At 72.9% G+C, this 17,867-nt stretch carries 18 protein-coding genes and 1 pseudogene; 12 read left to right on the top strand and 7 right to left on the bottom strand.

Annotated elements, in window-relative coordinates; translation table 11 throughout:
- Positions 1-19: 19 nt before the first annotated feature.
- On the bottom strand, positions 20-454 hold the full coding sequence (locus ACNJ93_RS19665; protein WP_418958705.1) for a hypothetical protein: 435 nt from the start codon (positions 452-454) through the stop codon (positions 20-22).
- A 163-nt stretch (positions 455-617) separates the two neighbouring features.
- Here ACNJ93_RS19665 and ACNJ93_RS19660 point away from each other — a divergent pair, with 163 nt between their 5' ends.
- A complete protein-coding gene (locus ACNJ93_RS19660; protein ID WP_418958704.1) occupies positions 618-1,370 on the top strand; it encodes a Clp protease N-terminal domain-containing protein in 753 nt (250 codons plus the stop codon).
- A 57-nt stretch (positions 1,371-1,427) separates the two neighbouring features.
- On the opposite strand, the gene ACNJ93_RS19655 is transcribed toward ACNJ93_RS19660, so the two are convergent.
- Entirely contained in the window at positions 1,428-2,000 is a 573-nt protein-coding gene (locus tag ACNJ93_RS19655; RefSeq protein ID WP_418958703.1) for a hypothetical protein, read from the bottom strand.
- A 195-nt stretch (positions 2,001-2,195) separates the two neighbouring features.
- Positions 2,196-3,827, bottom strand: a complete 1,632-nt coding sequence (locus tag ACNJ93_RS19650) for a beta-N-acetylhexosaminidase (RefSeq protein WP_418958702.1) — start codon at positions 3,825-3,827, stop codon at positions 2,196-2,198.
- 258 nt (positions 3,828-4,085) lie between these two features.
- Here ACNJ93_RS19650 and ACNJ93_RS19645 point away from each other — a divergent pair, with 258 nt between their 5' ends.
- The 6 genes from ACNJ93_RS19645 (at position 4,086) to ACNJ93_RS19620 (ending at position 8,803) form a co-directional block, all read left to right on the top strand.
- Positions 4,086-4,670 (top strand): 2-oxo-4-hydroxy-4-carboxy-5-ureidoimidazoline decarboxylase, encoded by a 585-nt coding sequence (locus tag ACNJ93_RS19645; protein ID WP_418958701.1) that lies wholly within the window; start codon positions 4,086-4,088, stop codon positions 4,668-4,670.
- A gap of 194 nt (positions 4,671-4,864) precedes the next feature.
- The gene (sdhC, locus tag ACNJ93_RS19640) at positions 4,865-5,245 is read left to right on the top strand and encodes a succinate dehydrogenase, cytochrome b556 subunit (protein ID WP_015035721.1); all 381 of its coding nucleotides are present in this window, start codon (positions 4,865-4,867) and stop codon (positions 5,243-5,245) included.
- Between the two features lie 8 nt (positions 5,246-5,253).
- Positions 5,254-5,730 carry a succinate dehydrogenase hydrophobic membrane anchor subunit gene (locus ACNJ93_RS19635; RefSeq protein ID WP_418958700.1) on the top strand — a complete coding sequence of 159 codons (477 nt, stop codon included), beginning with the start codon at positions 5,254-5,256 and terminating at the stop codon, positions 5,728-5,730.
- Positions 5,731-5,754: 24 nt separating this feature from the next.
- Positions 5,755-7,509 carry a succinate dehydrogenase flavoprotein subunit gene (gene sdhA, locus ACNJ93_RS19630; RefSeq protein ID WP_418958699.1) on the top strand — a complete coding sequence of 585 codons (1,755 nt, stop codon included), beginning with the start codon at positions 5,755-5,757 and terminating at the stop codon, positions 7,507-7,509.
- Positions 7,509-8,267 carry a succinate dehydrogenase iron-sulfur subunit gene (locus ACNJ93_RS19625; RefSeq protein ID WP_352079839.1) on the top strand — a complete coding sequence of 253 codons (759 nt, stop codon included), beginning with the start codon at positions 7,509-7,511 and terminating at the stop codon, positions 8,265-8,267. The genes sdhA and ACNJ93_RS19625 overlap by 1 nt, the downstream gene beginning before the upstream one ends.
- An 80-nt stretch (positions 8,268-8,347) precedes the next feature.
- The gene (locus ACNJ93_RS19620) at positions 8,348-8,803 is read left to right on the top strand and encodes a hypothetical protein (protein ID WP_418958698.1); all 456 of its coding nucleotides are present in this window, start codon (positions 8,348-8,350) and stop codon (positions 8,801-8,803) included.
- 7 nt (positions 8,804-8,810) lie between these two features.
- On the opposite strand, the gene ACNJ93_RS19615 is transcribed toward ACNJ93_RS19620, so the two are convergent.
- The 3 genes from ACNJ93_RS19615 to ACNJ93_RS19605 are packed head-to-tail and all read right to left on the bottom strand — an operon-like array spanning position 8,811 to position 12,136.
- Complete coding sequence (locus ACNJ93_RS19615; RefSeq protein ID WP_418958697.1) at positions 8,811-11,228, bottom strand: DUF4132 domain-containing protein; 2,418 nt, start codon at positions 11,226-11,228, stop codon at positions 8,811-8,813.
- Between the two features lie 8 nt (positions 11,229-11,236).
- Positions 11,237-11,533: a hypothetical protein gene (locus tag ACNJ93_RS19610; protein ID WP_418958696.1), complete on the bottom strand. Its 297-nt coding sequence runs from the start codon at positions 11,531-11,533 to the stop codon at positions 11,237-11,239.
- 51 nt (positions 11,534-11,584) lie between these two features.
- Positions 11,585-12,136 carry a MarR family winged helix-turn-helix transcriptional regulator gene (locus ACNJ93_RS19605; RefSeq protein WP_418958695.1) on the bottom strand — a complete coding sequence of 184 codons (552 nt, stop codon included), beginning with the start codon at positions 12,134-12,136 and terminating at the stop codon, positions 11,585-11,587.
- Positions 12,137-12,259: 123 nt separating this feature from the next.
- On the opposite strand from ACNJ93_RS19605, the pseudogene ACNJ93_RS19600 reads away from it, so the two are divergent.
- Together ACNJ93_RS19600 and ACNJ93_RS19595 are read left to right on the top strand one after the other, a co-directional pair.
- A pseudogene (locus tag ACNJ93_RS19600) lies at positions 12,260-12,703 on the top strand (MFS transporter); the annotation flags it as partial.
- 34 nt (positions 12,704-12,737) lie between these two features.
- Positions 12,738-15,257 (top strand): DUF4132 domain-containing protein, encoded by a 2,520-nt coding sequence (locus ACNJ93_RS19595; protein ID WP_418958694.1) that lies wholly within the window; start codon positions 12,738-12,740, stop codon positions 15,255-15,257.
- Here ACNJ93_RS19595 and ACNJ93_RS19590 read toward each other — a convergent pair.
- Positions 15,229-16,014, bottom strand: a complete 786-nt coding sequence (locus tag ACNJ93_RS19590) for an alpha/beta fold hydrolase (protein ID WP_418958693.1) — start codon at positions 16,012-16,014, stop codon at positions 15,229-15,231. The genes ACNJ93_RS19595 and ACNJ93_RS19590 overlap by 29 nt on opposite strands.
- A gap of 134 nt (positions 16,015-16,148) precedes the next feature.
- Between ACNJ93_RS19590 and ACNJ93_RS19585 the strand changes: the two genes are divergently transcribed.
- From ACNJ93_RS19585 to ACNJ93_RS19575, 3 genes are read left to right on the top strand one after another with little or no spacing between them, the layout of a single operon-like run.
- On the top strand, positions 16,149-16,607 hold the full coding sequence (locus ACNJ93_RS19585; protein WP_418958692.1) for a hypothetical protein: 459 nt from the start codon (positions 16,149-16,151) through the stop codon (positions 16,605-16,607).
- On the top strand, positions 16,604-17,074 hold the full coding sequence (locus tag ACNJ93_RS19580) for a thiol-disulfide oxidoreductase DCC family protein (RefSeq protein ID WP_418958691.1): 471 nt from the start codon (positions 16,604-16,606) through the stop codon (positions 17,072-17,074). Before ACNJ93_RS19585 ends, ACNJ93_RS19580 begins: the two co-directional genes overlap by 4 nt.
- Before the next feature lie 11 nt (positions 17,075-17,085).
- Entirely contained in the window at positions 17,086-17,853 is a 768-nt protein-coding gene (locus ACNJ93_RS19575) for a TetR/AcrR family transcriptional regulator (protein ID WP_418958690.1), read from the top strand.
- Positions 17,854-17,867 lie beyond the last annotated feature (14 nt).

The raw sequence follows: 17,867 nt of genomic DNA, 5'->3' as shown, positions 1-17,867 counted from the left end.
GCTTCCGGGGGCGGAAACGTCACAGGCACTCGACCGGGGTCCGCCGCCGCCCGTGCAGCAGGAGGAAGAAGCGCTCGACGGACTCCTCGGGGCCGCTCTCGAACCGGTTGACCACCTTCCCCAGCGGGTTCCAGACCCGCCCGTCGGGCATCCGGACGCCGACCGGCTGCGCGAACCAGGCCCGCTGCGCCTCGTCGAGGTCGACCCAGCGCCCGCCGGCCCGGCGCACGAGCACCTCCCCGGTGTAGCCGCCGAGTCCGCGCAGCAGCCCCTCGACCTCCGCGCGGTCGGAGCGGGTGCGGCGCATCCCGTCGAGCACCAGGTCGACGAGGCGCAGGCTGCGCGCCGAATAGTCGAGCGGCAACCGGCTGCGGTCCGCCAGGTAGTCCACGAACGCGGCCGTGTAGGCCCGCATGCCCGCCGCGTCGGGCAGTTCGGCACTCGTGATGTCCATGTCCCCACATCCCCTTCCGCCACACCAGCCTCAGGAGTTCAAGCGCAGCGGAGCGCGCGAACATCACGCCTCCGGGATGTGGCACGCGCCACAGCCGGCCGGCGGCGCGCGAACATGTCAACCACCGGTTGACAGTGAAGAGGTGTCAACCTACGGTTGCCTCATGACGACGAACCCACGCGGTGCGAACGTTCCCGTGCGCCTCGACGATCTGATCGAGGCCATCAAGAAGGTCCACAGGGACGCCCTCGACCAGCTCTCCGACGCGGTCCTCGCGGCCGACCACCTCGGAGACCTGGCCGACCACCTCATCGGCCACTTCGTCGACCAGGCCCGCCGCTCCGGCGCGTCCTGGACGGACATCGGCCGCAGCATGGGCGTCACCCGGCAGGCCGCCCAGAAGCGGTTCGTGCCGAAGGAGCCCGACGCCGCGACGCTGGACCCGAACGCCGGGTTCAGCCGCTTCACCCCGCGCGCCCGCAACGCGGTGGTGGCGGCCCAGGAGGAGGCCCGGGCGGCCGGCAACGCGCTGACCCTCCCCGGCCACCTGCTCCTCGGCCTGCTCGCCGAGCCCGACTCGCTGGCCATGAAGTGGCTGACCGGGCGGGGCGTGAGCGCGGAGGCGGTGCGCGACGCGGTGACGCCCACGCTGCCGCCGCGGGCCGACGAGGTCCCGCCGCTGATCCCGTACGACCCGGACGCGAAGAAGGTCCTGGAGCTGACGTTCCGCGAGGCGCTGCGCCTCGGGCACAACTACGTCGGCACCGAGCACATCCTGCTCGCGCTCCTGGAGCACGAGGACGGCAAGGGCGTGCTGTCCGGGCTCGGCGTGGACAAGGCGACGGCCGAGACCGAGATCGCGGAGGCGCTCGCCTCGATCACGATCACCGAACCGGAGCCGCCGGCGGCGGACTGAGCGCCGGTACGACGAAGGGCCCGGCGGAACGTCGTTCCGCCGGGCCCCTCCCGTACGTCAGTTGCTCCGGGCCCGCCGGGAGACCACGGCCCGCAGGACCCGGCGGCCCTCCGTCGACAGGTCCCTGGCCCGGCGCAGGCCGGTCGGCCCCTGCCCGGCGGAGTCGAGCACGGCCTGCTGGCGGCGCAGCTCCCCGGTGAGCAGCGGCCCCGCGCCCGCGGGCTCGCCGGAGCGGCAGCGCTCCACGAGCGCGGCGCGCTCGGCGTCGTCGCCCGCGTCGAACCGCGCGTGCAGCGCGAGCGCGGCGGCGGAGCAGGCGCCGGCCCAGGCGCGCAGCGGCTCCGCGGCCCAGTCGGCGGGCGCCCCGGCGAGCATCGCCCGCACCTCGTCCGCCTGAGCCCCGGAACCGGCCCCCGACAGCTCGGCGGCGGCCTTGGCGACGGCCTCGCCCCAGGCGGCCCCGCCCCCGCCGCGCGCCACCGCGGCCCACGCGGGCCGGAGCACGTCCGCCGCCTCGGGGTCGAGCAGCGGCATGCAGCGCTCCAGACAGGCGATCCCGGCAGCGGCCAGGCTCCGCTCGTCGGCCACGGCGATCATTTCCAGCAGGCTTCGGCTCGTTGCCGACGTCATGGACGCCTCCCGTCGCGGACGCAGTACTCCCCGTACTGCGCCGGCTGGCGTGTTTTCGTCACTGTGCGGCCGAAAATATGCCATCGGCTCGTGCCTCATGGCTAGGGGTCGTCCACGGCGCGTAATCGCCGGTCCGGGGCGCGACCGTCAGGTCCGCACGTCCTCAGTCCCGCACGCCCTCAGTCCCGCACGCCCTCAGTCCCGCACCTCCTCCGCCAGTGCCCGGAAGCGGTCCCAGCTCAGTGCCGGCGGGCGGGGGTCCCAGAGCTTCTGGGCGGTCGCCGTCACCGGCAGCCGGATGCCGGCCGCGACCTGGGCCTGGGTCTGGGCCTGGGACAGGTCGCACCAGACGGCGAAGCGGCCGCCGAGGATCTGGGCGTCGTACCGGGCCGGGACCGCGGCCGAGCCGCGCAGCACCCGCGGGGTCCACTGCTCGTAGATCCGGCGGCCGGTCGGGTACGTGAACCGGTTGGGCTCGCCGAGCACGTAGTAGAGGTACTCGTCGTTGAGGTTGACGACCTTGCGGCCCTCGGCCAGGTACTCGCCCGGCGGCCTCGCCCCGATCTCCTTGCCGGTCCAGTACTCGACCTCGATGCGCTTGTCCGCGCTCACCACCCCGCCCCGGAAGAAGCCGTCGTTCCACGCCTTCGCCGTCTTCCCGGCCGCGCGCACCACCGCCGCCCGGTCGTTCAGCCAGCCCTCGGCGAGGTCCCGCACGGTCGCGCCCGCCCCGTACCGGGCCACCGCCGCGCTCGCCAGCTGCGGGTACGAGGCCGCCGGATCGCGCACCGTCAGCGCCTGGTACTCGTCCGCGCCGAGGTGGAACCAGCGGCCGGGGAACAGCGCCGCGTACTCGCGCAGCAGGTCGTCGAGGATGCGCGCCGCCCCGGGCTTGGAGATGTCGATGGCGCCCTGCCGGGGCGTGCCCTGCACGTTGCGCAGCTGGAGGTCGGGGTGGGCCCGCAGGACCGCGCCGAGGTGGCCCGGGGAGTCGACCTCCGGGACGACGGTGATGTGCAGGCTGCGCGCCAGCGCGAGGATGCGGCGCACCTCGGCCTTGGTGAGGTGCTGCGCGGAGACGATCTCCGGGTGGCTGTCCGAGGCGATCCGGAAGCCCTGGTCGTCCGCGAAGTGCAGCTCGAACTGGTTGAGCTTCAGGTCCGCCATCTCGCGCAGCCGGGCCTCGATCCACCCCGCCGTGAAGTGCTTGCGCGCGGTGTCGATCTGCAGCCCCCGCTGCGGCTTCGCCGGCCGGTCGCGGATCACGCCCTCGGGCACCACCCCGGCGGACCTGACCGCCTGTTTGACCGTGCGGGTGCCGTAGAAGACGCCGGCCTCGTCGGGGCCGGTGATCCGGACCCGGCCGCCGGTGGCCGTCAGGGTGTACGACTCGGGCGCGCCCGTGCCGCCGAGGGCCAGCTCCACGTCCCCCGGCCCGGCGGCGACCTCGCCCCGGTAGGCGACCTTCAGCTCCCCGGCGAGCAGCCGCGCCTCGTCCGCGAGCGCCGCGCTGCCCGGGGCGACCACGATCCCGGCGTCCGGGCCGGGGCTCCAGCCGGGGCCGCGGGCGGGCCGGTGCTCCAGGACGGCGGGGACGGTGCGCGGCGCGCTGGACAGCGGGTACGTGCGCGTGGGCGTGGGCATGGGCTTCGGGGGCGGCGCGGAGCTCGCGGCGGGGGCCGCCGCGGAGGAGGAGGTCGCCGGCGGGGTGACCGTCCCGGCCCCGGGGCCCGGGGAACCGTTCGTACAGGCCGCCACCGTGGCCGTCGCCACCGTGACGGCCACCAGCAGCGGGCCGGTCCGCCGGCCGCGTATGAGGGAGCGCATCACTCGGCATCCTCCCCCGAACGTCCCCTACCGGCCATTCGGAGCACAACGGATATACCGAACGGATATACCGGGACGATGCCGTAAGAGGCGTTGTCGCAGCGGACGTCGGCGCAGGAGCGGTGCGTCACCCTTTCGGAGCAACGCCTCCGATTCACCCTCCGGGGCCCCGCCGTTCGTCCAGTCCGGGTTCCGAAACCCTCCCTTCCGGGTGAAATTCGCGCATCCGTCGGACACTTCGCCCGGCCCGTCGATACCGTGACGCCACATCCACCTCACCCTTCCCGCGTTCGGAGCCCCACGCTGACCAGCGACACCCACGCCCGCTCCAGGAACCCGGTCTCCCCCGCCATACCTGCCCAGCACGTCAGCGCCCGGCACCCCGGCGGTCTCGCCGGCTTCAACGACGCCCCGCGGCCCGCCGCCGAGGCCACGCTCCTCGCCTGCTGCGGCAGCCGCCGCTGGGCCGAGCGGGTCGCCGCCCACCGGCCCTACCCCACCCTCGACGCGCTGCTCGCCGCCGCCGACGAGGCCGGCTACGACCTCTCCCGCACCGACCTCGACGAGGCCCTGGCCCGCGAGTGCTCCGCCGCGCCCGCGGCCGGCGCCCCCGCCGCGGCGCAGACCGCGCTGCGCGCCGCCCACGCCGCGTACGAGAGCACCTTCGGCCACGCCTTCGTGATCAGCCTGGACGGGGTGCACCCGGACGAGCGACTTGACGGAGTCCTCGCCGGGATCCGGTCACGACTCGGCAACGAAAAGGAGGAGGAGCGCGCCGTGGCCGCCGACGAACTGCGCCGGCTGGCCCGCTCCCGGCTCACCCGTGCGGTGGCCGGACCGTGAGTTCGTCCGGAATGCGGGCGTTCCCGGGCTGAGCGATAGCCCGTCCGTGCCTGTTTGATCACACCGGCGGACCCCGCGCGGAGGAACCGACAACACGTCGCTACGATGACCAGGGCCGGTGGACCGTACCCGGCCGGGCCAGACCGACAGAGAAGCCGGCCGGGCCCCGATCCCCGCTCCCGGAGGGTATTTCCGTGCCGGCTGGAACGCTGTACCGCGGCCGGGAAGGAATGTGGTCCTGGGTGGCTCACCGAGTCACCGGCGTCCTCATCTTCTTCTTCCTGTTCGTACACGTGCTGGACACCGCGCTCGTCCGCGTCTCCCCCGAGGCGTACGACGAGGTCGTCGCGACGTACAAGACGCCGATCGTCGCACTCCTCGAGTACGGCCTCGTCGCCGCCATCCTCTTCCACGCGCTCAACGGCCTTCGGGTCATCGCCGTGGACTTCTGGTCCAAGGGCCCGCGCTACCAGAAGCAGATGCTCTGGACCGTCGTGGGCATCTGGGTCGTGCTGATGGCGGGTTCGCTGTACCCCGTCCTCGGCCACGCCGCACGTGAACTGTTCGGGAGCTGACACACGACATGTCCGCTGACACTTCTTCCGCCATCGGTCCCGTCGAGGGCGCTTCCGTCTACGACGTGGACAGCCCGGCCCCGTACATCGAGGCCCCCCGCAAGCGCACCGGCAAGACCCCGCGCGCGACCCGCGGCAACTTCGAGATGGCCGCATGGCTCTTCATGCGCCTGTCCGGCGTGGTCCTCGTCGTCCTGGTCCTCGGCCACCTGCTGATCCAGCTGTTCCTGGACGGCGGCGTCTCCAAGATCGGCTTCGCCTTCGTGGCGGGCCGCTGGGCGTCCCCGTTCTGGCAGACCTGGGACCTGCTGATGCTGTGGCTCGCCATGCTGCACGGCGCCAACGGCCTGCGTACCGTCATCAACGACTACGCGGAGCGGCCGAACACGCGCCTGTGGCTCAAGGGCCTGCTGTACACCGCCACGGTGTTCACCATCCTTCTGGGCACGCTGGTGATCTTCACCTTCGACCCGAACATCCGCTAGGCACGGGGCTGAGGTAACCACGTCATGAAGTTCCACAAGTACGACACCGTCATCGTCGGCGCCGGCGGCGCCGGCATGCGCGCCGCCATCGAGGCGACGAAGCGCAGCCGCACCGCCGTGCTCACGAAGCTGTACCCGACCCGCTCCCACACGGGCGCCGCGCAGGGCGGCATGGCCGCCGCCCTCGCCAACGTGGAGGAGGACAACTGGGAGTGGCACACCTTCGACACGGTCAAGGGCGGTGACTACCTGGTCGACCAGGACGCCGCCGAGATCCTGGCGAAGGAGGCCATCGACGCCGTCCTCGACCTGGAGAAGATGGGCCTGCCGTTCAACCGCACCCCGGACGGCACCATCGACCAGCGCCGCTTCGGCGGCCACTCGCGCAACCACGGCGAGGCCCCGGTCCGCCGGTCCTGCTACGCCGCGGACCGCACCGGCCACATGATCCTCCAGACGCTGTACCAGAACTGCGTCAAGGAGGGCGTGGAGTTCTTCAACGAGTTCTACGTCCTGGACCAGCTGATCACCGAGGTCGACGGCGTCAAGAAGTCGGCCGGTGTGGTCGCCTACGAGCTGGCCACCGGCGAGATCCACGTCTTCCAGGCGAAGGCCGTGATCTACGCGTCCGGCGGCACCGGCAAGTTCTTCAAGGTGACCTCCAACGCCCACACCCTGACCGGTGACGGCCAGGCCGCCTGCTACCGCCGTGGCATCCCGCTGGAGGACATGGAGTTCTTCCAGTTCCACCCGACGGGCATCTGGCGCATGGGCATCCTGCTGACGGAGGGCGCCCGCGGTGAGGGCGGCATCCTCCGCAACAAGGACGGCGAGCGCTTCATGGAGAAGTACGCGCCGGTCATGAAGGACCTCGCGTCCCGTGACGTCGTCTCCCGCTCGATCTACACGGAGATCCGCGAGGGCCGCGGCTGCGGTCCCGAGGGCGACCACGTCTACCTGGACCTGACGCACCTCCCGCCGGAGCAGCTGGACGCCAAGCTGCCCGACATCACCGAGTTCGCGCGCACGTACCTCGGCATCGAGCCCTACACGGACCCGATCCCGATCCAGCCGACCGCGCACTACGCCATGGGCGGCATCCCGACCAACGTCGAGGGCGAGGTCCTCAGCGACAACACCACCGTCGTCCCGGGCCTGTACGCGGCCGGCGAGGTCGCGTGCGTGTCGGTGCACGGCGCCAACCGCCTGGGCACCAACTCGCTGCTCGACATCAACGTCTTCGGCAAGCGCGCGGGCATCGCCGCCGCCGAGTACTCCGCCAAGGCCGACTACGTCGAGCTGCCGGAGGACCCGGCCGCCTTCGTCCAGGAGCAGGTCGAGCGCCTGCGGGAGTCCACCGGCAGCGAGCGGGTCTCGGTGCTGCGCAAGGAGCTCCAGGAGACGATGGACGCGAACGTGATGGTGTTCCGCACGGAGCAGACCATCAAGACGGCCGTCGAGAAGATCGCCGAGCTGCGCGAGCGCTACAAGAACGTGTCCATCCAGGACAAGGGCAAGCGCTTCAACACCGACCTGCTGGAGGCCATCGAGCTGGGCAACCTGCTCGACCTGGCCGAGGTCATGGCCGTTTCGGCCCTGGCGCGCAAGGAGTCCCGCGGCGGTCACTACCGCGAGGACTACCCGAACCGCGACGACGTCAACTTCATGCGCCACACCATGGCGTACCGCGAGGTCGGCGAGGACGGCTCCGAGACCGTCCGTCTCGACTACAAGCCGGTCGTCCAGACCCGCTACCAGCCGATGGAGCGTAAGTACTGATGGCTACCCCCGTACTGGACAAGGTGGAGAAGGACTCCGCAGCCTCCCCGTACATCACGGTCACCTTCCGGATCCGCCGCTTCAACCCCGAGATCTCGGACGCGGCGGTCTGGGAGGACTTCCAGATCGAGATCGACCCGAAGGAGCGCGTGCTCGACGGTCTCCACAAGATCAAGTGGGACCTGGACGGCACGCTCACCTTCCGCCGCTCCTGCGCGCACGGCATCTGCGGCTCGGACGCGATGCGGATCAACGGCAAGAACAGGCTCGCCTGCAAGACGCTGATCAAGGACATCAACCCCGAGAAGCCGATCACCATCGAGGCCATCAAGGGCCTCACGGTGATGAAGGACCTCGTGGTCGACATGGAGCCGTTCTTCCAGGCGTACCGGGACGTCATGCCGTTCCTGGTCACCAAGGGCAACGAGCCGACCCGCGAGCGGCTGCAGTCCGCCGAGGACCGCGAGCGCTTCGACGACACGACGAAGTGCATCCTCTGCGCGGCCTGCACGTCCTCCTGCCCGGTCTTCTGGAACGACGGCCAGTACTTCGGTCCGGCCGCGATCGTCAACGCACACCGCTTCATCTTCGACTCGCGTGACGAGGCGGGCGAGCAGCGCCTGGAGATCCTGAACGACAAGGACGGCGTGTGGCGCTGCCGCACCACGTTCAACTGCACGGACGCCTGCCCGCGTGGCATCGAGGTCACCAAGGCGATCCAGGAAGTGAAGCGCGCGCTGATCACGCGTCGCTTCTGACCGGTCGTCACGGCGATAGGCCCGCTTCTGTACGCTTCGGCGTGCAGGAGCGGGCCTTTGTCGTCAGGGAGCAGGGATCGATGAGCGAGCCGAACCCGTACACGTCGGATCCCGGCTACCAGTGGGGGCCTGGATACGGGCCCGGTCACGGGCCCGGCTACGGCTATCCGCAGCCGCAGTACGCGCCGGTGGCGGCGCCCACGCTCCAGATCGGGGACATCGCGATCGTCGGGGACCAGATCGTCACCCCGTCCGGCACCATGCCCCTCAAGGGCGCGGTGTGGAACGCGATGGACATGTCGCGGGTCGAGGAGAAGATCCCGCCGGTCGCGATCGTGCTCGCCGTGGTCTTCTTCCTCTTCTGTCTGCTGGGACTGCTGTTCCTGCTGATGAAGGAGCGGCAGACCACCGGCTACGTGCAGGTGACGGTGACGAGCGCGGGCCGGCACCACTCGGTCCTGATCCCGGCCACCACGCCCGACACCTTCTTCGGCGTCATGAACCAGATCAACTACGCCCGGACGCTCAGCATCTGACGTCCTCTCACCGCAGCTGGCCCAGGATCGTCGGGTCGGTGATCGCCGTGTCGTCGGCGAGCAGCCGGGCCTTGCTGAGGACGATCGCGAGCATGCCGTCTCCCTCGTAGGGCAGCGGGCCCGCCTCGTCCACGGCCGTCGCCGGGCTCCGGGGGACGATGCACAGGTACCGGTCGTACGGGGCGATCAGGACGTTGCCCGAGCCGAGGTGGATCTTGTACGTGTGCAGGTCGCCGCGGACGTGCAGGAACCGGCCCTCGACCGTGCAGCGTTCCCCGACGGCGAGCCGCGGCAGCAGCCGGGCGACCAGCTCGCGGCGGCTCTCGGCGCTCTGCGAGAGCGCGCCGAAGCCGTACCGCTCCCAGTAGTCGCGGTGCCGGCCGCCGGGGCCGCCGTCCTGCCAGGTCGGGTCGTTGCCGACGCTGGCGACGCCGACGAACAGGTCCACGTCCCGCAGGACTTCGGAGAGCACCGGTTCGGGTATCTCCGTCAGCGGCACCGGTTCGGAGCGGGTGGTGTAGCGGCCGCCGCCCGCGTGGGCCGAGTTGTGCTCGGAGTCGAGCGGGTGGAAGCGGACCTGGTCGGTGGTGACGTGCGCGTACGCGTACGAGTCGGTCAGGTCGCCGTCCTGGTCGCCGCCCGCGCCCTCGACCCAGTACTCGGCGCGCAGCCCCCACTCGGGCAGCTCCCGGTACAGCGGCGGGTACGAGTCGTCCACGCTCAGCCGCAGCCTCGCGGTCCAGCCGCGCTGCGCGGCCAGGGCGTTGAGCTGGTGCTGGCGGAGGATGTGGCCGGCGAAGCGGTTGGAGTACGTGGCGGTGGTCCGCTCGGCGTCGGTGAGCGGGTACATCTCCCGGTGGGCCTGCTTGAACGGCTGGGTGACGCCGAGCTGTTCGAGGCGCTCGCGGACGGCCCGGATCTCCTCTGCGGGGCGGCCGACGGGGTGCCAGAGGGTGACGCGCGCGTCGGCCCGGGCGCAGAGCGGGTCGCCCTGGAGGGTGCGGCCGCCGAGCATCGGCGTCTCGTCCTCCAGGAGCCAGACCAGACGGTCGGCGAGCGTGCCGACGAGGGGGTGGTCGAGGATCCGCCTGCGCCAGGTGGCGTACGTCCAGCTGCGCCGGGCGAGGAACTGCCGGTCCAGGCGCTCGCTCTGGGCGGCGAGCATCTTCTCGACGTCCTTGACGGTCGCCTTGAGTTCCTTGAGCGCCTCGGCGTGGTCGCGGCGGACCTCGGCGGGCACGGTCGCGACCTGCCGGCCCTTGGCGTTGGTCCAGGTCAGCCTGGCCTTCGTGCCGTGCACCTCGACCAGGCCGCGGGCCTCGCCGAGCCGGATCTCGCGGCGGCCGGGGCCGGTGAGCCCGTACGCGGGGACGGCCAGCTCCTCGATCTCGGCGCGGCCGACGCCCCGTTCGGCGGCCTTGGCGTCGAGGGCGGCGGTGAGCTGCTTGAGCGTGCCCTTGTAGGTGACCTTCGTGGACAGCCGGGCGAGTTCGGCGAGGGCGGCCTCGTCGTCGGTCCGCGACAGCGCGAGGACGGCCGCGTTGGCCACCTTGGGGCAGTGGGGGCCGATGCCGGGGACCTTGCGCAGCGAGACCTCCACGAGCCGGCCCAGGGCCCGTACGGCGGCCGGGTCGGGCGGCAGCAGGGAGACCAGCCAGGCGAGGCCCTTGAGCGCGTCGGCGTTGTACGGGTCGTAGGTGCGGTTGTGGTCCGTCCGGCCGTCGCCCACGTACAGCTCGAGGGTGCGCGGCGCGCCGACGAGCCCGAGCCAGCGCACGGCGGCGTCCCGTACGGCGGCGGGCTCCCCGGCCAGGGCCAGCGCCTCCTCGTCCCAGGCGGCGGTGGGCCGGGCGCCGGTGGCGGTGAGCAGATGGGCGAGCAGTCCGGCGGGGGCCTCGGCCATGGCCTGTTCGGCCCAGGGCTCGCCGGGGCTGAGCACGGGGTCGTCGATGCGGTCGAGGAGCGTGGCGAGGTTCTTGTCGGCGAGGTACGCGGTCCGTTGGCAGCGCCGCAGCAGCGCGACGAACCCGCCGGGCAGCGCACGGCCCGCGTCCAGCTCGCCCTGGGCGAGGGTGAGCAGCTCGTGGGTCGTGTAGTACTCGTACGCCGACTGCAGCTCGTCGATGCGGCGCAGGCGCTCGACGGAGAGCCGGTCGCCGGGCAGGTCCTCGCCGGCGATGCCGGCGAGGGTGAGCACGACCGAGCGGACGTTCTCGGCGTCACGGCCCTTCTGGTAGCGGACGACCAGGGCCTCGGTGAGGCGGGCGCGGGCCTCCTCGGGCAGGCCGCGGACGAGGACGGGTATCTCCGCCTCCTCCCTCGGCCACCGGTTGCCGTTGAGGGTGCCGATGCGGACCAGGGCCCCGGCGAGTTCGTCCGTGTCCCCGCGGGCCACGAGGTCCCGGACGACGTCGAGTGCGCGCACGGCGGGGCTCACCCTCCGACCAGCGGGACGAGCTTGAGGAAGGTGACCTCGGTGTCCGGGCCCAGCTCCACGGTGTCGTCGAGGTCCTCGACCTGGCGGTCGCCGACCAGGACCAGGAAGCCGTTCCGCCCGAACGCCTCGACCGCCCGCTCGTACTCGCGCTCCGCCCGCTCGGGCGCGGCCTCCTGCGCGACGCGGCGGCGGATGAGTTCGCGGAGCGCCAGGCGCTCCTCGGCGACGGCGAGGCCGCCGGCCTCGGTCCGCGCCCCTGAGGTCGTCTCGTCGACGAAGGTGACCATTGCCATGCGGAGCAGCGTAGAAGGCGGGTCCGACAACGCCCCGCGCGGGCGGCCGGTTCAGGCGGGCCAGTGCTGGTGGCCGGGGCCCTCCTCGGCGACCAGCATGACGCGCCGAAGCAGGTCGTTCAGCAGGTTCCGCTCGTCCTCGTCGAGGACGCCGAGGAGGCGCTCCTCCTCGTGGCCGAGGACGTCCATCGCGCCGAGCCAGGTCTCGCGGCCGGCGGGGGTGAGCTCGACGACCACCCGGCGGCGGTCGCTGGTGGACTGCGTGCGGCGGACGAAGCCGCGCTTCTCCAGGGCGTCCAGGCGGCCGCTGACGGAGGCGGGGGCGAGGTCGAGGTCCTGGGCCAGCTCGGAGGGCGCGGCGCTGCCGCCCCGGCCGGCCAGCTTGTGCAGGGTGTCGAACTCGTGCCGTTCCAGGTCGAAGTCGACGAGCGACTGCTCGCGCACCCGGCGCAGGTGCACCGAGAGCTTCTTCATGCGGGTGACCGCGCCCTCGACGACCGGGTCGAGCCCGGGCAGCACCGGCTGCCAGCGGGCCACGTGCCCGTCGGTCCAGTCGCGCCGCGCCGGCTCCGCGGGCGGGCTCGGGGTGTGCGTCGGCTCCATGGACCGATCGTACGTCGCGCCCGCCGATCCTTCGCTCCCGAATATTTCGTTGGCGAATAATTCGGAACCGAAATAACCTCCGGCCCATGCCCGCCGCCCCCGGCGACCTCGCCGCCGCACCCGGGCGCGGTCGGGCTGCTCCTCGGCTCGCTGCTCGCCCACCGCGCCCGGCCCCGCCGCCCCGTGCTCGTCGCCGCCCTCGGTCTCGCCCTGTACGCGCTGCCGCTCGTCCTGCTGGCCCTGCCCGCGCCCGTGCCGCTGACGGTGGCCGCGTACGGGCTCGCCCGTGCCGGACTCGGCTTCTTGTCCCCCGTCTGGGACACGGCCGTCCAACGGGCCTTCCCCGAACAGGCGCTGGCCCGTGTCACCTCGTACGACTGGCTGCTCTCGCTCGGCGCGACGCCGCTCGGCCACGTGCTCGCCCCGCTCGCCGCCGCGGCCTGGGGCCCCGGCGTGCCGCTTCTGGCGGCGGCGGTCGTGGTCGCCGGCTGCTGCCTGGGCACGGCGCCGGTACCGGGCGTACGGCGGTTCGGCACGCGGGACGCGGCGGCGGCACGGGGCCGCTGAGGGCCTGTCAGTGCGGTCCCCTACCGTCGTACGCATGGTGGGGAACACGAGCCTGGCGCACAGGCTGGACGAGGCGGTCGCGGCGGATCAGGCCCTGGACCGGGGGCGGCTCGACGCCCTGCTGGCGGAGCTGGACGACGCCGGGCGGCGGGAGTGCGCGCTGCGGCTGCACGCGGCCATGTGCCGGCGGCCCGGGCAGGTGCTGGGGCGGGCCCTGACCCGGCTCTCCGAGCAGGAACTGGACTGGACGGCGGAGGAGTCCGACCTGCTGCTCGCGCGGCTGCTCGGCAAGGACGCCGAGATCTCGCCGTACGACCTGCGCGAGGAGTTCCTCGGGCTCGTGCCGCTCGCGCTGTCGGCGGCCGAGCGCGCCCCCGCCGACTTCGACCGGCCCCGCGTCCGCGCGCTCCTGCGCATGGTCGAGACCCTGCGGTGGGGCGCCACCGTCGAATGGTCGCCGCTGCGGCAGCGGATGGTCGCGCTGCTGGAACGCGAGCCGCGCACGGAGGGCCTGCCCCGCCACGTCCTCGACTCCCTGGACGACTACGGCCCCGCGATGCGCGCCGCGCACCGGGACCTGCTGGCCGGCCCGGGCGTGGGCGCCTTCCTCGCGCACTGCCTGCAGGTCGCCCAGGTCCGGGCCACGAAGCGCTGGCGGGCCGGGGCCGCGCAACTCCTCGCGCGGACCGAGGCGGGCCCGGAGCTGGTGCGGCGGCTCCTGGAGGGCGTCGCCGCACAGCCCGAGCACCGCTATTCCGACCTCAACCCGTGGGGCTCCGGCGGCTGGGGCCTGGCGGGCGACTCCAACACCTGCCTCGTACGCGGCCTGTTGTGGGCGGCGCTGGACCTGGACGCCGCGTGGACGGTGCCCCTGATCGGCGAGGTCGCCGTCAACGCCGGGACGGGCGTGGGCGGTTCGGGCGGGTACTGCCGCAGCCAGCCGCTGGCCACGACTGCGGTCGCCGTCCTCGGCGAGTTCGGCGCGCCGCACGCCGAGCAGGCCGTCCGGACGCTGGGGCAGGTCAAGGCGAAGGTCCGGAACCGGACGGTGCTCAAGGGGCTCGCCAAGGCCGTGGAAGCCGTCTCGGCGCGGGCCGGGCTGACGCCCTCCATGCTGCGCGAGCGCGGTGTGCCGGCGTACGGCCTGGACGCCCGCGGCGTCCGCGAGGAGAGCCTCGGCGCGTACACGGCGGTGCTGTCCGCCGCATCCCCGGGCGTCGCCGCGCTCTCCTTCCTCGGTCCGGCCGGCACACCGCTCCGGTCCGCCCCGAAGGCCGTCAAGGAGGACCACGCCGAGCGGCTGAAGGACCTCCGGAAGGACCTGAAGCAGCTGCGGACGCTGCTGACGGCCGAACGGGCCCGCCTGGAGGAGCACCTCGCCGGCGGCACGACCTGGCCGGCCGAGGACTGGCAGCGGCTGTACGTGGACCACCCGGTCACCGGGACCGTCACCCGCGCGCTGCTGTGGGAGATCACCGCCGAGGGCGCGGATCCGGACGCCCCCGGGTGGACGGCCGGGCTGCCCGAGCGGACCGGCGGCGGCTGGGCGCTGGCCGGCGCGGACGGCACGGCCCGCCCGGTGAGCCCCGGCACCCGGCTGCGGCTGTGGCATCCGCTGCGCGCGGACGCCGAGGAGGTCGCCGAGTGGCGCGCCGAGCTGACCGCGCGCGAGCTGCGCCAGCCGTTCAAGCAGGTGTTCCGCGAGGTGTACCCGCTCACCCCGGCGGAGCGCGCGACGGAGACGTACTCGAACCGCTTCGCCGGCCATGTGCTGCGCTACGGCCAGGCCCGCTCGCTGATGACCGAGCGCGGCTGGCAGGGCGGGCACCTCGGGTACTTCAGCGAGGGCGGCTCCTCCCAGATGGTCAAGGAGCTGCCCCGGCCCGGGGAACTTCCGCTGTCCAAGGGCGACTTCTGGCGGGCCCGGTTCTTCGTCGAGCTGGTGGACGAGGGCTCCGGCGACGGCGGGGTCGCGGTGCTCTGCTCCACGGACCAGGTGCGCCTGGAGCGGCGGTCCGCCGCGGCCGGACCGCGCGCCCCCTGGGAGCTGGTCCCGCTCGCCGAGGTCCCGCCGCTGGTGCTGTCCGAGGCACTGCGGGACGTGGACCTGTTCACGGGCGTGGCGTCGATCGGCGCCGACCCCGAGTGGCACGACCGGGGGCGGGACCGCGGGTACGGCGGGTACTGGTCGTCGTACGCCTTCGGCGAGCTGACCGAGGCGGCCGCGATCCGCCGGGAGACCCTGGCGCGGCTGCTGCCGCGCACCCGGATCGCCGACCGGGCCGAGCTGACGGACCGGTTCCTGCGGGTGCGCGGCGACCGGCGCACGTACCGCATCCACCTGGGCTCCGGCAACGTCCTGATGGAGCCGAACGACGCCTATCTGTGCATCGTCGCCGACCGGGGCCCCAAGGGCCGCGACGGGAAGCTGTTCCTGCCGTTCGAGGAGGACGGCGGCCTGCTGTCGGTGATCCTGTCCAAGGCCTTCCTGCTGGCCGACGACGCGAGGATCACCGACCGGAGCATCACCGCGCAGCTGCTGCGGGACCTGTGACCTCGGCAAGGAAGGAGAGGAGCAGCTCCGCGGTCTCCGCGGGGCGCTCCAGGGCCGGGAGGTGGCCCGCCCAGTCCAGCTCCAGATGACGGGCGGCGGGCAGCGCGCCGGCGAGGCGGGCGGCGATCTCCCGGAAGTCGGTCACGTCGTGGGCGCCCGAGACGGCGAGCACGGGCACGGCGATCCGAGCGAGCCCGGCGGCGTCCACGCCGGCGTCGACGGGGCCGAGTTCGTCGGGGACGGGCAGCTGGACGTCGAAGGCGCGCCGCTGCATCAGCCGGACCCGTGCGCGGGCGTCCTCGTCGGCGTCCGGGCCGAGCCACTGGCCGACGTTGAGCTCGACGGCCCCCGCGAGGTCGCCGGCGAGCAGCAGCTCGACCTCCTTCTTCCCGAAGGCCCGCAGTTCGGCGCTCGGTTCGTGTCCGGGAGCGCCCGCGCAGAGCAGCGCGAGGGCGGAGACCCGTCCGGGGTGGAGCACGGCGAGTTCCAGGGCGACCTCGCCGCCGAACGAGGAGCCGACGACGGCGGCCCGTTCGATCCCGAGGGCGTCGAGGAGCGCCCGGACGTCCTCGGCATGGGTGTGCGGGGCGTCGATCGGCGTCTCGCCGAAGCCCCGCAGGTCGCAGCGGACCACGCGGTGCCCGGCCTCGGCCAGCACCCGGAACTGACCGTCCCACATCCTGCGGTCGCAGACGCCGGAGTGGAGCAGGACGACGGTCGAAGGGCCTTCACCGGCCACGTCATGAGTAAGCATCACCGCTCGACCTTACGCGCCCGCGCCCTGGGCCACTCCTCCTTTCCGCCGTTGCCCGACCCCGGCTTGAACACGTTCAAAGAGAGGTCTACAGTCATGCTCACCACCATTTGAACGCGTTCAAGGGAGCGTGGGGCATGGACCTCACTGTCGTCGCGTACATCGCCTATCTGCTGATCGGCGTCGCCCTCACCATCTGGGTGGCCCGCACCCTCAGCCGGAACGGAAGGATCTTCCTCGCCGACGTGCTGCACGGGAACGAGAAGCTCGCCGACGCCGTCAACCACCTGCTGGTCGTCGGCTTCTACCTGGTCAACTTCGGCTTCGTGGCGCTCTATCTGAGCCAGGACGAGGCCGTCTCCGACGCCCGGCAGCTGTTCGAGGCGCTGTCGATCAAGCTCGGCGTCGTCCTGCTCGTCCTCGGCGTGATGCACCTCGCGAACGTGTACGTGCTGAACAAGATCCGCCGCCGGGGCGTGATGGAACGCGAGCAGGTCCCCCCGGTCCCGCCGCAGGGCTGGACCGCCGCCCCCGCCCGCGGCCCGTGGGCCCCGCCGGCCCAGGGCGCCCCCGGCGCCCCGGGGGCCCAGGCGTGACCGCCGCCGCCTTGTCCGTACCGGCGGGGCGGCCCGTCACGCCGGTACGACGCCTGACCGTCCTGTACGACGCGGACTGCCCGCTCTGCGTCCACCTGCGCCACTGGCTGATCCACCAGCCCCAGCTCGTGCCGCTCGACCTGGTGCCCGCCGGGTCGCAGGAGGCGCGGCGGCGCTTCCCGGAGCTCGACCACGGCTCGACGCTGCGGGAGATCACCGTGGTCGGGGACCGGGGACAGGTCTACCGCGGCACCTCGGCCTGGATCGTCTGCCTGTGGGCCCTGGCCGAGCACCGGCCCAGGGCCAACTGGCTCGCCACCCCGGCGGGAACGCCGTTCGCCCGGATCACCGTCCTCGCCGCCGCCAAGTGGCGCGAGGCGCTCAAGGGCGACGAGCCGCCGCCCTGCGGCGGGGACGGGCGCGACGGCGGGGACGGGCGGTGCGAGGTCCCGGGCGCCTCCGGCTAGGCTCGGACACCGTGACGGAAGAGAAGGTCCCGGCAAAGGCCCCCAAGAGCGAGCAGACCCGCGCACTCATCCTGGAGACCGCGCTCCGGCTGTTCAAGGAGCGGGGGTACGACAAGACGACGATGCGGGCCATCGCCCAGGAGGCGGGCGTCTCCGTCGGCAACGCGTACTACTACTTCTCCTCCAAGGAACACCTGGTCCAGGGGTTCTACGACCGGATCGCCGAGGAGCACCAGGCGGCCGTGCGGGAGATCCTGGACAGCGACGAGAAGGACCTCACGGCACGGATCCGCGGGGTCCTCCTCGGCTGGCTCGACATCGCCGAGCCGTACCACGAGTTCGCGGCGCAGTTCTTCAAGAACGCCGCCGACCCGGACAGCCCGCTCAGCCCCTTCTCCCCCGAGTCCGAGGGCCCCCGCGAGGCCGCGATCGACGTGCACCGCCGGGTGATCTCCGGCGCGGCGGTGAAGATCGATCCCGAACTGGCCGAGCCCCTCCCGCAGTTGCTGTGGCTGCAGCAGATGGGCCTGGTCCTGTTCTGGGTGTACGACCGCTCCGAGGGCGCCGCGAACAGCCGCCGCCTGGTCGAACGCCTGGCCCCGGTCACGGCCCGCGCGATCTCCCTGTCCCGCTTCCGCATCCTGCGTCCGCTGGTCAAGGAGACCCACGACCTGCTGGCCGACTTCATGCCCACCGCCGCCGGCATGGCGGCCTCGGGCAAGCCCACCCGGGCCGCCCGCCGGACCGAAGGGGACCGGCACGGGCGGGACCGGGCCTGATCCGCCGGACGGAC

Source organism: Streptomyces tritici (assembly GCF_048500665.1).
In the GTDB taxonomy this organism is placed as follows: domain Bacteria; phylum Actinomycetota; class Actinomycetes; order Streptomycetales; family Streptomycetaceae; genus Streptomyces; species Streptomyces tritici.
This window is presented reverse-complemented; position numbering and strand designations above follow the sequence as displayed.

Excerpts from the sequence above, each read along its gene's own strand:
- ACNJ93_RS19660 (WP_418958704.1), top strand. The coding sequence starts at position 618 with ATGACGACGAACCCACGCGGTGCGAACGTTCCCGTGCGCCTCGACGAT.
- ACNJ93_RS19635 (WP_418958700.1), top strand. The coding sequence starts at position 5,254 with ATGTCCGCTGACACTTCTTCCGCCATCGGTCCCGTCGAGGGCGCTTCC.
- ACNJ93_RS19625 (WP_352079839.1), top strand. The coding sequence starts at position 7,509 with ATGGCTACCCCCGTACTGGACAAGGTGGAGAAGGACTCCGCAGCCTCC.
- sdhA (WP_418958699.1), top strand. The coding sequence starts at position 5,755 with ATGAAGTTCCACAAGTACGACACCGTCATCGTCGGCGCCGGCGGCGCC.
- ACNJ93_RS19585 (WP_418958692.1), top strand. The coding sequence starts at position 16,149 with ATGGACCTCACTGTCGTCGCGTACATCGCCTATCTGCTGATCGGCGTC.
- ACNJ93_RS19650 (WP_418958702.1), bottom strand. The coding sequence starts at position 3,827 with ATGCGCTCCCTCATACGCGGCCGGCGGACCGGCCCGCTGCTGGTGGCC.
- ACNJ93_RS19610 (WP_418958696.1), bottom strand. The coding sequence starts at position 11,533 with ATGGCAATGGTCACCTTCGTCGACGAGACGACCTCAGGGGCGCGGACC.
- ACNJ93_RS19595 (WP_418958694.1), top strand. The coding sequence starts at position 12,738 with ATGGTGGGGAACACGAGCCTGGCGCACAGGCTGGACGAGGCGGTCGCG.
- ACNJ93_RS19665 (WP_418958705.1), bottom strand. The coding sequence starts at position 454 with ATGGACATCACGAGTGCCGAACTGCCCGACGCGGCGGGCATGCGGGCC.
- ACNJ93_RS19605 (WP_418958695.1), bottom strand. The coding sequence starts at position 12,136 with ATGGAGCCGACGCACACCCCGAGCCCGCCCGCGGAGCCGGCGCGGCGC.
- ACNJ93_RS19620 (WP_418958698.1), top strand. The coding sequence starts at position 8,348 with ATGAGCGAGCCGAACCCGTACACGTCGGATCCCGGCTACCAGTGGGGG.
- ACNJ93_RS19655 (WP_418958703.1), bottom strand. The coding sequence starts at position 2,000 with ATGACGTCGGCAACGAGCCGAAGCCTGCTGGAAATGATCGCCGTGGCC.